The sequence below is a fragment of the Streptomyces sp. NPDC002144 genome, from assembly GCF_053593695.1.
The window spans coordinates 192,854-204,676 of record NZ_JBSFDB010000009.1; the positions used below are offsets into that span (position 1 = coordinate 192,854).

General features: G+C 71.3%; 7 protein-coding genes. All 7 read left to right on the forward strand.

Going from position 1 to position 11,823, the window contains the following annotated elements; genetic code table 11:
* Positions 1 to 27 precede the first annotated feature (27 nt).
* The 7 genes from ACWCQ1_RS16295 (at position 28) to asnB (ending at position 11,808) form a co-directional block, all read left to right on the forward strand.
* Positions 28 to 2,178: an FUSC family protein gene (locus tag ACWCQ1_RS16295; RefSeq protein ID WP_451026790.1), complete on the forward strand. Its 2,151-nt coding sequence runs from the start codon at positions 28 to 30 to the stop codon at positions 2,176 to 2,178.
* 688 nt (positions 2,179 to 2,866) lie between these two features.
* Entirely contained in the window at positions 2,867 to 4,345 is a 1,479-nt protein-coding gene (locus ACWCQ1_RS16300) for a sugar transferase (protein ID WP_451026745.1), read from the forward strand.
* Between the two features lie 73 nt (positions 4,346 to 4,418).
* The gene (locus ACWCQ1_RS16305) at positions 4,419 to 5,735 is read left to right on the forward strand and encodes a nucleotide sugar dehydrogenase (protein WP_451026746.1); all 1,317 of its coding nucleotides are present in this window, start codon (positions 4,419 to 4,421) and stop codon (positions 5,733 to 5,735) included.
* Positions 5,725 to 6,990 carry a glycosyltransferase family 4 protein gene (locus ACWCQ1_RS16310; protein WP_451026747.1) on the forward strand — a complete coding sequence of 422 codons (1,266 nt, stop codon included), beginning with the start codon at positions 5,725 to 5,727 and terminating at the stop codon, positions 6,988 to 6,990. Before ACWCQ1_RS16305 ends, ACWCQ1_RS16310 begins: the two co-directional genes overlap by 11 nt.
* Positions 6,987 to 8,354: a YveK family protein gene (locus ACWCQ1_RS16315; protein ID WP_358600858.1), complete on the forward strand. Its 1,368-nt coding sequence runs from the start codon at positions 6,987 to 6,989 to the stop codon at positions 8,352 to 8,354. The genes ACWCQ1_RS16310 and ACWCQ1_RS16315 overlap by 4 nt, the downstream gene beginning before the upstream one ends.
* Complete coding sequence (locus tag ACWCQ1_RS16320; protein ID WP_133046501.1) at positions 8,351 to 9,871, forward strand: Wzz/FepE/Etk N-terminal domain-containing protein; 1,521 nt, start codon at positions 8,351 to 8,353, stop codon at positions 9,869 to 9,871. Before ACWCQ1_RS16315 ends, ACWCQ1_RS16320 begins: the two co-directional genes overlap by 4 nt.
* 2 nt (positions 9,872 to 9,873) lie before the next feature.
* Positions 9,874 to 11,808: an asparagine synthase (glutamine-hydrolyzing) gene (gene asnB, locus ACWCQ1_RS16325; RefSeq protein WP_451026748.1), complete on the forward strand. Its 1,935-nt coding sequence runs from the start codon at positions 9,874 to 9,876 to the stop codon at positions 11,806 to 11,808.
* Positions 11,809 to 11,823 lie beyond the last annotated feature (15 nt).

Consider the following 11,823-nt stretch of genomic DNA (forward strand, 5'->3'; position numbering starts at 1 on the left):
CAGGGCGTCCCGGCGGGGCGGACACCCGTGACGTGGCCGCGGGCCTTCCGGGAGGTCGTGCGATCCGGGCTCACGATCGAGGAGACCCGGCTGGAGCCCCTGCTCGCACTGCGCGCGGCCGCTGGGGTGGCGATCGTCATCGGGCCGACACTGTGGCTGGTCTCCCCCGCCTACGCCGCGTCCGCCGCCCTCGGCGCCTACTCCGCGGGCGGGGCCACCTTCCAACGCAGCTGGCGTCCACGCAAAGTGGTCGCGCTCGGCGCGGGCGCGGGTCTGGCGCTCAGCACCTTCGTGGGCTATCTGGCGGCGGGGCGACTCGTGACGTTCCTGCCGCTGCTGGCCGTATGGGCCTTCGCCGCGGGCATGGCGTGGGCCGTCGGATCGACCGCTGGGATCGTCGCAGCGACGACCGTGGGCAGCATGCTGGTGACCATCACCTTGCCCACGAGCGTCGGGCGAGCCCTGGAGCACGCCGGGATCATCGCGCTCGGGGGCGTGACGCAGGCCGTGCTGATCCTGCTGTTCCCGATCCGGCGTTGGGGAGCCCATCGTGACGCGCTCGCCGACGCCCTGGCCGCCGTGGCGGACTACGCCCGCCGGTTGCGGCACGACCCGACCGCCCCGTTCGACCCGGAGCCGTTGATGACGGCCCGGGACGCGGCTGCCGTGACGCCGTCGCAGGCCCGCACCCGTCCCCCTGTCCTGCACGGCCCCCGGGGACTCGCCGAGCGCATTCGGCCAGTGGTCGCGGCGCTAGCCGACCCGGACGTGGGTGCCCCGGCGGAGGGACCCGGGCGGGACCGCGCGCGGGAGTTGCTCGACGCGGCCGGCGACGTGCTGGATGCGGCCGCCCGTTCGATCCGCCGCGGCACTCCCGCCGAGGTGCGGCCCGAGAGCATGGACGTCCTGCGCGTCGACGAGGAGCACGAGGTGCTGGAGGGCCCCGCGCGGCAAGCCGCCGAGCGACTCGTGGAACTGCTCGGCGAGGCGTTGGAGATCGCCGGGAGCGGCTGCGCGCGGCGGACGACGTCCACGCCGCCCGGCCCCGCCGACGCCCGGTTCTTGGTACGCCCGACCATGCTCCGGCTGGTCCCGGTCGTCGTCCGGGCGGTTCGTCGTGAACTCCGGCGGGACTCACCTGTGTTCCGGCACGCCGTCCGCCTGGCGGCCGTGGCCACGCTCGGCTATCTGATCGCCGCCCGGCTGCCCCTGGGCCACGGCTACTGGGCGCCCATCGCCTCGGTGATGGTGATGCGGCCGGACTTCCACCGGACGTACGCGCGTGCGGTGGCCCGTCTCGCCGGGACGCTGGCGGGGGTCGCGCTCGCCACCGGCGTGGTGCGGGCCCTGGGCCCGGACGCCCATGTGTCCGGCGCGCTGGCGGTGGTCTCGGCGGGCCTGTCGTACACGCTGAACCGTACCGGCTACGCCTACTCCCAGTGCTTCACCGCCACGTACGTCGTCTTCCTGCTGGGCATGGGCGGTCAGGCATGGGAGCAGACGGTCCCGGAGCGGGTGGTGCTCACCCTGCTCGGCGGGGCCCTGGCGATGCTGGCGTACGTGGTGTTCCCCGCATGGGAGACCCCCCGGCTGCCGGGCCGGCTCGCGGACTGGCTCGCCGCCAACGGCCGCTACGCCGCCGCCGTGCTCCGCGACTACGCAGAACCGACCCGGGAGCATCACGCCGATATGCGCCGGGCGCTGCTGGAGAGCAGAAGGGCACGTGCCGCCTGGCAGGAGGCATACGACCGGGCACGGCAGGAACCGGTCCGCCCCAGGGGTCTGACGTCGCGGGAGGCGCAGGAGGCGCAGGAGGCGCTCAAGGGGTTCGGCCGCGCGGCGATGCTGATGGAGAGCCACGTCCCGCGAGCCGGCAGCCGGGTCGTTCCCGAGGCGGAGCGGTTCGCCGAGGCCCTGGAGGCGGACACCGCGAAGGCGGCGGTCGCCGTGCGCGAGCACAGGAATCCGTACTGGGGACGCCTGGCGGAGGCGCTCCACACGTGGGAGGACGCCGCCGACAAGGGGAGCCAGGTCGTGCGGCGCGAGGCGGAACTGGAAAAACGGGCCTTGGAGGACCTCGCGACAGCCGTGAGCCGCACCCCCTTGGAACGGGACCTCGGCTCTGCTCGTGAGGAGCAGCGGGTGCGGGCGACCCTGGCTGAGGAAAGCAACGGATGACGGCCCGCGCACTGAGGCGGGTGACGGTCGCTGTCCAGCCACGCATCACGCCTTCCGAGCAGGGCGATGAGCGGCGCAGGGCCCTGACCTGTGGAGAAACTCCCGATCTGTCTGCTCCCTGCCTGCTCAGCGCAGGTCAAGGGCGGTCCTCGGAGAGCACAACGAGTCACGCGTCCGGTCAGCCGCCGCTCATGTTCGCTGGAGCACACGGTGACATCAGGCCACGCGAGGCCGGTCACCACCGGAAGAAACAAGGCTCAAATGTTCAACACAAATTACACACATCCTCTCTTCACACCGGTTCCCATGGTCTAGATTGACCTTGCTTCGGCGGTTCGGACACGAGGCGACCACTAGTGGGTCCATTGGTCCAACGCTGCGCAAAGCCAGTCAACGCGTCCTCGGCGCCAGACGTGGGGGTGATCATTTCTCGGAACCCGGGGGGCTTGGGTTCCGAGAGCGGCCGAGGTTTCGGGGGGTCCGACGCGCCCCGAAAGGCTGGCAGGACATACGACTGCGCTGGCGCGAGGGCGAGTTGCCCGAGTAGCGCTGAAACAGCCGGATGTCATGCGTCTGGGGGGCGGGGGCCTCCCCAGGGGAGGAACAGCACGGGGGGTGTGGGGCCCTCCCGGCGGGAGGAACGGTGTTGGGCGAACACGTCGAACCAATGCGGAACCTGGGGGGTTCTGTGCGTCAAGGGGGAGTAGTCAACTCGTTTCCGTCGGCACCCCAGCATGTACCGAACGGGACCATGAAACAGCCCGCGATCGCCTGGGAGCAGCGGTACCGGCGTGCCGTGATCACCAGCGACACCGTGGCGACCGCCATCGTGGTGACGGCCATCGGCGAGTTCTTCGGGGCCCGGGACGCGGCCAACTGGCATGAGAAGTGGGACATTCTCGCCTTCGGCACCGAACTGCTCGTGCTGGGGGCGCTCGGGGTGGGGCGGGCGTGGGCTCCGGCCGTGCTCGGCCAGGGCGCCGAGGAATTCCGCCGGCTCGGCCGCTCGCTGTTCGCGGCGACCGTCGTCCTGGCCCTCGGCGGCATAGCCCTCACCTCACGCAACATCAAGCTCTGGATCTTCGTCGCGATCCCCGCGATCGCGGTCGTCACCATGATCGCGCGCTATCTGCTGCGCCTCTGGCTGCACAAACAGCGCAAGGAAGGCCGCTGCCTGAGACCGGTGCTCGCAGCCGGGAGCCCAGCCACCGTGCACGACCTGATCACCCGCACCCGCAAGTTCCCGCACCTCGGTTGGCGGGTGGACGGGGTGTGCACGACGGACGATTCCGAGATCGACGGCGACCACCTGGACGGAGTGCCGATCGTCGGCCGGCTGTCGGACGTGGCGCAGCGCGTCCGCCGCGACGGCTACCGCGTCGTCGCGGTCACGCCCGACGCTCACTGGTCACCGGACCGGCTGCAACGGCTGGCCTGGAACCTCGAGGGCAGCGACGCCGAGATGATCGTGGCCCCGGTGCTGATGGAGGTGGCCGGACCACGGCTGCACGTCGACGGCGTGCTCGGTATCCCGCTGCTGCGGGTCAGCATGCCGGCCTTCACCGGAGGCCGCAGGGCGGTCAAAGCGGTCGTGGACCGGGTCGGCGCAATGATTCTGCTCCTGCTGTTCGCACCCCTGATGGCGCTCGTCGCCCTGCTCGTGATGATGGACAGCCGGGGTGGGGCGTTTTACCGCCAGCGCAGAGTCGGCAAGGACGGACGCGAGTTCACCATCCTCAAGTTCCGCACGATGGTCACAGGGGCCCACGCAGCGCGTGCCGAACTGGCCGACCTCAACGAGGGCGCGGGAGTTCTGTTCAAGGTCCGCCGGGACCCGCGGGTCACCCGGGTGGGGTCGGTACTGCGCCGGTACTCGATCGACGAACTCCCGCAGCTGTTCAACGTGCTCACCGGATCGATGTCGCTCGTCGGTCCCAGGCCGCCGCTGCCGGAGGAGTCCGCCGCCTACGGTCCGGACATCCGGCGACGGCTGCTGGTCAAGCCCGGGCTCACCGGCCTGTGGCAGATCAGCGGACGCAGCGACCTGCCGTGGGAGGAGGCGGTCCGCCTCGACCTGCGGTACGTGGAGGACTGGTCGCTGGCCCTGGACACAGTGATCTTGTGGAAGACCCTGCGCGCGGTGATCCACGGGCAGGGAGCCTACTGATGCGCGGGGAGCATCGTCCGGCTGGTGTGCCGAACGCAGGCCACAAGGGCCTGCCCGGGGGGAGGAACGGGTCATGAAGGTCAGCGTTTTCGGGCTCGGCTACGTGGGCTGCGTGTCGGCCGCGTGCCTGGCCAGCATGGGCCACGAGGTCATCGGGGTGGACGTGAACCAGGTGAAGGTCGACCTGGTCAACGACGGCAAGGCGCCGGTGGTAGAGGAGCGGATCGGCGAACTGACCGCCGAGGTCGTACGGACGGGCGCGCTCCGCGCCACCACCGACGTCCGCGAGGCGATCATGGACAGCGAGATATCGCTGGTCTGTGTGGGCACGCCGTCGGAGCCCAACGGCAGCCTGTGCACCACGTACCTGGAGCGGGTCACCGAGGAGATCGGCGCCGCCCTGGCCGAGCGGGGCGGGCGGCACACCGTCGTGTTCCGCAGCACCATGCTCCCGGGCACCTGCCGGAACCTGCTGGTGCCGATCCTGGAGAAGTACGTCGGCGGCACGGCCGGGGTGGACGTCGGGGTCGCGGTCAACCCGGAGTTCCTGCGCGAGGGCACGAGCGTGCGGGACTTCTTCGACCCGCCCAAGACCGTCATCGGCGAGCTCGACACGGCGAGCGGCGACGCCGTGCTGGCGCTGTACGAGGGCCTGCCCGGCGAGGTGTTCCGGGTGCCGGTCCCGACGGCCGAGGCGATCAAGTACGCGGACAACGCCTTCCACGGCCTCAAGATCGGCTTCGCGAACGAGCTGGGCGCGGTGTGCCAGGCGCTCGGGGTCGACTCGCACCAGGTGATGGACGTGTTCCTGGCCGACCGCAAGCTGAACATCAGCCCCGCCTATCTGCGCCCCGGCTTCGCCTTCGGCGGTTCCTGCCTGCCCAAGGACCTGCGCAGCCTGGTGTACGCGGCGCAGCGGGCCGACGTGTCGGTGCCGATCCTCTCCCATGTGCTGCCCTCCAACTCCGATCATCTGCAGCGCGCGGTCGACATGGTCGAGCGGACCGGCAAGCGCCGGGTGGGCCTGTTCGGGCTGTCCTTCAAGCCCGGCACCGACGACCTCCGTGAGAGCCCGCTCGTCGAGCTGGCCGAGAGGCTCCACGGCAAGGGCTACGACCTGCGGATCCACGACGCCAACGTGAGCCTGTCCCGGCTGATCGGCGCCAACCGCGAGTACATCGAGACCCGGCTGCCGCACCTCGCGCAGCTGCTCGCCGACTCCGTCGACGACGTCCTCGAACACGCCGAGGTGTGCCTGGTCGGGACCAAGGACCCGGCCGTGCTGTCGGCACTCCCCCACGGTGACGGCCCGCTGATCGTCGACCTCGTCCGCCTTCCCGACGCCGACGTGCGCCGGACCGAACCGGGATACATGGGCCTTGCTTGGTAACGCAGTCGGCGGTGACGGGTCGAGCCCGCGCGCGCTGATCCTGGTGGAGAACCTGTCCGTGCCGTTCGACCGGCGGGTGTGGCAGGAGTGCACGACGCTGCGCGACGCCGGCTGGGAGGTGCACGTCATCTGCCCGCAGGGCAGCAAACGCGACACCGAGGCCGAGGCCGAGATCGACGGGGTGCGGATCCACCGCTACCCGTTGCGCGCGGCCACCGGAGGACCGGCCGGCTATCTGCGGGAGTACGGATCGGCGCTGTGGCACACGGCCCGGCTCGCCCGCAAGGTGGGCCCGGTCGACGTCGTCCACGCCTGCAACCCGCCCGACCTGCTCTTCCTGCCTGCGCTGTGGCTGAAGCGGCGCGGCGCGCGGTTCGTCTTCGACCAGCACGACCTGGTGCCCGAGCTGTACCTCTCCCGGTTCGACCGCGGCGAGGACCTGCTCTACCGCGCGGTGTGCGCGCTGGAGCGGCGGACCTACCGGACCGCGGACATCGTGCTGGCCACCAACGAGAGCTACCGGGACGTCGCGGTGCGCCGTGGCGGCAAGCGCCCGGAGGACGTCTTCGTGGTGCGCAGCGCGCCCCAGATCGAGCGGTTCCAACCGGTGCCGCCCGAGCCGGAGTTGAAGCGCGGCAAGCCTCATCTGCTCTGCTACCTCGGCGTGATGGGCCCGCAGGACGGCGTCGACTACGCCCTGCGCGCCCTCGCGAAGCTGCGCGACGAGTTCGGGCGGACCGACTGGCACGCGGTGTTCGTCGGCTCCGGCGACGCCTTCGACGCGATGGTGGAGCTGTCCCGGGAGCTCGGCCTGACCGAGCAGGTGCAGTTCACCGGACGCATTCCGGACGCCGACCTGGTGCGCTACCTGTCCACCGCGGACGTGTGCCTCTCCCCCGACCCGCGCAATCCGCTCAACGACGTGTCGACCATGAACAAGGTCCTGGAGTACATGGCGATGGGCCGGGCGATCGTCTCCTTCGACCTGAAGGAGGCGCGTGTGTCCGCCGGTGACGCCGCCGTCTATGCGCCCGCCAACGACGAGGCCGAGTTCGCCAAGCTGATCACGGTGTTGCTGGACGACCCGGAGAAGCGGGCCCGGATGGGCGGCATCGGCCAGGAGCGGATCAGCGGTCCGCTGTCGTGGCGCAACTCGCAAGCTTCGCTTCTCGCCGCCTACGCCGCCGCGAGCCGCGATCTAACCACGGAATCCGCGGGCGACCCGGTCCGCACGGGGAAGAGGCAGCGGCGTTGAATGAGGACACGATCCGCCTAGCCACCATCGGGCGGATACTGCGTTGGCGGTGGCGACTTCTGGTCGCCCTCGCCATGGTGGGCGCACTGGTCGGCTACGGCGCCTCGGTGGCGGTGTTCCCCACGCGATACACCGCGTCGGCACCAGTGCTGCTGTCGGGGCAGTGGGAAGACCGCCAGCTGCTGACCCAGGTGGACATCGCCACCAGTTCGGCGGTGCTCGACCGCACGGCCGCCGCCCTGCACTGGTCCGGCGTCAGCGGCACAAAGCTGCAGGACCGGGTGAGCGCCAAGGCGGCGGACGGGAACATCATCAAGATCTCGGGTACGGCTGACACCCCGGCGCGCGCACAGCAGCTCTCCGACCAGGTGGCACAGCAGTTCGTCGCCTTCGCGACGGGGATCTCAGCGAGCAGCACCGACCCGGCGGCCTCGGGGACGGAGGCACTGCGCAAGCAGGTGGCGGAGATCAACCGCCGCATCAGTGAGCTGGCCAAGGCGGCGGATCCTGGACAGACCGTGGAGAGCGTGCAAGCCCGCACCGAGCTCGAGCAGCTGCGCAGCTCGCTGGAGGACGCCGTGCAGAAGCTGGACCAGGCCGACCCTGCCACCGACAAAGCAGGCATGGTCGTCATGGGTCCGGCCCCCAGGCCGACCGGTGAGGCGCCACCCACAAGGCTGCAGCTCATCGTCGCCGGCGCGCTGCTGTTCTTCGTGGTCGCCCTCATCGGCCATCTCGTCGCCGCGCGGATGAACCGCCGGCTGCGCACCGAACCGGAGATCGCCGCGGCGCTGGGCTCGACGCTCCTCGGCACCGTCGACGTGCCCGCTGAAAAGCGGGCGCGCCGGCCGAAAGGCGGGGGGGCACGAGCCCTGTTCCGCCGCCTCCTCGGCACGGACACACGGTGGGACATGCCCGCTCCGCGGAAGTCCGGCGACCAGGCCGGCAGTCGGATCCGCTACCGGCGGGTGTGCACTCGCCTGAAGGAGCGACTGCCCGGAGCCCAGAAGCTGCTGGTCGTCGTACCGGACGGCGACGAGACCGCCCGCCGGGCCGCAGGGCAGCTCGCCGTCGAAGCCAAGAACGGTCTGCAGCTGCGCGTGGTGGTGGTCTCGGTGGACCAGCCGACAGTGCCGGACCGCGACACGGAGTCCGGCGCCCTGGTCGTCCTCAGCGCAGGCCGCTGGACCGCGGAGGAACTCGCCGGCATCGCCGAGGCGTGTGCGGACGCCAGGCTCGAGGTCGTCGGCATCGTCGTCGCCGGCCTGGTCCTGGCCCATCCCACGCGATCCGCCGGCCAGCTTCCGGACGACGCCACCCTGACGCTCGCGGTGCCCGGGCACGGAACGGGAGGTTCAGCGTGACGACGAGCACCACGTCGGAGTCGACGGCCGCCGCCCCGCTCCTTGACCTGCACACACTGGTGGTTGCGGTGCGCAGGCGCCGGCGCCTGTGGGGCGCCTTGGCGCTCATCGGCCTGCTGATCGGGGCCTCGGTGGCGATCCTGATGCCGGCGCCTCCGACCGCGGTGACCAAGGTGCTGGTCGCCCACGCGGAGGACCAGCCGACCGACCCCGGAACACTGATCCGCACCGACGCCGCGCTGCTGCATACCACGCGAATCGCCAATGCCGCCCTCAAGAGCCTCAAGTCCCCGGAAAAGCCGGAGACCTTCATGCGGGACTACAGCGGCATCGGCCTGACCAACAACCTGCTGCAGATCACCGCGACAGGTACCAGCGACGTCCAGGCGGAGAGGCGCGCCAAGGCCCTGGCCGACGCATTCGTCGCGGACCATGTACGGCGGATACAGGAGACCTCGAACGCCCAGGCCCAGGCCCTCCGCAGCCAGCGTGACCGGCTGCGGGACGAACTCGCCAAGGTCAACAAGGCGATCGGGGAAGGATCGACGGCGAGCGGGACGAAGACGGCGGCGGATCTGGAGACGCTGTTCGCCCGCCGCGCCGACCTCACCTCGAAGATCACCGATTTCGGCGAGCGGGCCGCGGAGGCCAGCGTCGGCACGCCCCAGCTCATCGCCGGCACACAGATCGTGGACGCCCCGCACGCCGTGCGGCACTCGCTGCCCAAGGCCGCCGCCACCGACGCCGCGATCGGTCTCGTCCTCGGACTCGTCCTGGGGCTTGCGGTGGCCTCGGTCAGCGCGGTGGTGGCGGACCGCCCCGTGCTGCGCCGGGAGATCTCGGCGAGCCTCGGTGCCTCCGTCATCGCGGAGCTGCCCGCCCGGTCGCCCAGGGTGTGGCACCGCCGACGGAACCGGGCAGCGGGCGAACGCCTCACCGGGTTCCTGGTGCGGACCGTGCGCGGCTCCGAGGAAGGGGTCTCGCTGCTGGAACTCGGCTGTGCGCGCACCACGGTGGTGATCGCTCTGGACCTCGCCCGGTCACTGGCGGCGGATGGGCCGGTCGTCGTCATCGACGGTCTGCCCGGATCGCAGCTCTCCGAGCGCCGCCAGAAGCCGGGAGACCCAACCGTGGTCAGCGGCGAGCGTGCCGGGGCCCGACCGCCTCAGGAGCGCGCGATCGGCGTCGGCTCCGTGGCGCCCGGCACCGCGTGGACCGACCTGCGGTACCTCGGCACGCAGACCGTGCTGGTCGTGCGGGCCGGGCACGGCAACGCCGCCTGGCTGCACACCGTGGCGCGGCAGCTCGCCGACCAGCGCATCGCGGTGATCGGCGTGGTGCTGATCGACCCCGATCGGCGCGACCGGACCGACGGCACGCTCTGGGACGGACTGCACACCGCCCTGCGCGGTCAGAACGACCGGTCCGCCCGGCAGAACGGGATCGGCCGGCACCGGCCGGACCGCCAGCCGACGTGGGCCGCACGGGTCCCGGACAGCGAGCAGGAGGCGCGGTAGGCATGTGTGGCATCGCAGGCACGTACCGGTGGCCGGACGGGAAGATCGTCACCGACCGGCTCACCGAGACCCTCGCCCACCGCGGCCCGGACGGGGCCGGCCGCTACGGCCACCCCGCCGGTGACGGCGAAGTGCAGCTCGGGCACCGCCGGCTGTCCATCATCGACCTGTCCGAGACCGGCGCCCAGCCGATGGTCTCGGGCGGTCTCGCCCTGACGTACAACGGAGAGCTGTACAACGCGCCCGAGCTGCGCGCCGAACTCGAGGCCGCCGGGGTGCGCTTCCGCGGCACCTCCGACACCGAGGTGCTCCTGGAGGCATGGCGGCGCTGGGGCACGGACTGTCTGCCCCGGCTGCGCGGCATGTTCGCGTTCGGCGTCTTCGACGAGCGGACCGGCGAGCTGGTGCTCGTCCGCGACCAGCTCGGCATCAAGCCGCTGTTCCTGCTCCGGCGCGGCGAGGGTCTGGCGTTCGCCTCCGAGCTCAAGGCGCTCGCCGGCGCGACCGGCGGATCGCTGGAGGTCGACCACGCGGCGCTGGTGGCCTCGCTGCTGTACTACTGGGTGCCCGACTCCCGCTGTGCGTTCCGTGAGGCGGAGAAGCTGCCGCCGGGGACCTGGCTGAAGTGCCGGCCGGACGGCAGCATCGAGCGGGGCCGGTTCTGGAACCTGAAGGACGTCGCCGCCGAGGGCCGGGAGCGGGCCCTGGCCGGCGAGCAGCCGGACCTGGCCGCCGTCGTCGAGGAGTCGACCCGGCGCCACCTGCTCTCCGACGTGCCCGTCGCGACCTTCCTGTCCGGAGGCCTCGACTCCAGCTATCTGACCGCGCTGGCGGCCCGCCACCAGCCGGGGATCTCGGCCTACACGATCGGGTTCCGCGCCGAGGACGCCAGATTCGAGGCGATGCCGGACGACCTGCGCTACGCCCGGCAGGTGGCCGAGCGGTTCGGCGTCGACCTGCACGAGATCGAGATCGCCCCGAACGTGCTCGACCTGCTGCCGCAGATGACGTACCACCTGGACGAGCCGATCGGCGATCCCGCCGCGATCAACACCTTCCTGATCTGCACGGCCGCCCGGGAGGCCGGGGTCAAGGTGATGCTCTCCGGGATGGGCGCCGACGAACTGTTCGCCGGGTACCGCAAGCACCTGGCCAACCTGCTCGCCCTGCGCTACCAGCGCGTCCCGCGGCCGGTTCGGCGCGGTGTCTCCGCGGCCGTGAACCGGCTGCCGGTCGCCACGTCCCGCCGGGGTCTGAGGTCGGTGCGCTTCGCCAAGCGGTTCCTCTCCTTCGCCGATCTGCCGGAGGAGACGGCGTTCCGGCGCAGCTACACCATGTACGGCCAGGACGAACTGCTCGGCCTGATCGATCCGGATCTCGCCGGGACGGTCGACGACGTGCTGACCGAGCATGCCGACGTCTACGCGGACAACGAGCTCGACGACTTCGTCAACCGCATGTGCCTGGCCGACGCCCGGCTGTTCCTGCCGGGCCTGAACCTCACCTACACGGACCGCTCCAGCATGGCCGCGTCGACCGAGGTGCGGGTTCCGTACGTGGACGTCGAGGTCGTCAAGGCGGCGTTCGCCGTGCCCGGCGACCGCAAGATCGCCGGACGGCAGGGCAAGGCGGTCCTGAAGGAGGCGGCCACCTCGATCCTGCCCCGGGAGATCGTCTACCGGCCCAAGGGCCTGTTCAGCGCCCCGCTGCGCGCCTGGATGAGCCGGGATCTGGCGCCGCTGGTGCGCGAGGTGGTCAACGACGGCGAGCTCGTCCGCTCCGGTTTCCTGCGCCGCGACGCGCTGGCCCGGATGGTCGCCGAGGACGCCGCCGGGCAGCAGGACTTCTCCAAGCATCTGTGGCATGTGCTGACCCTCGAGTACTGGTATCGCGACGCGACCTCTGGGTCCGGCCAGAGCACTCGGCAAACGGCTTAGGAATCAGGGGAGTTC

What these genes read in the sequence shown, in the direction of transcription:
- ACWCQ1_RS16305 (WP_451026746.1), top strand. Translation starts at nt 4,419, where the DNA reads ATGAAGGTCAGCGTTTTCGGGCTCGGCTACGTGGGCTGCGTGTCGGCC.
- asnB (WP_451026748.1), top strand. Translation starts at nt 9,874, where the DNA reads ATGTGTGGCATCGCAGGCACGTACCGGTGGCCGGACGGGAAGATCGTC.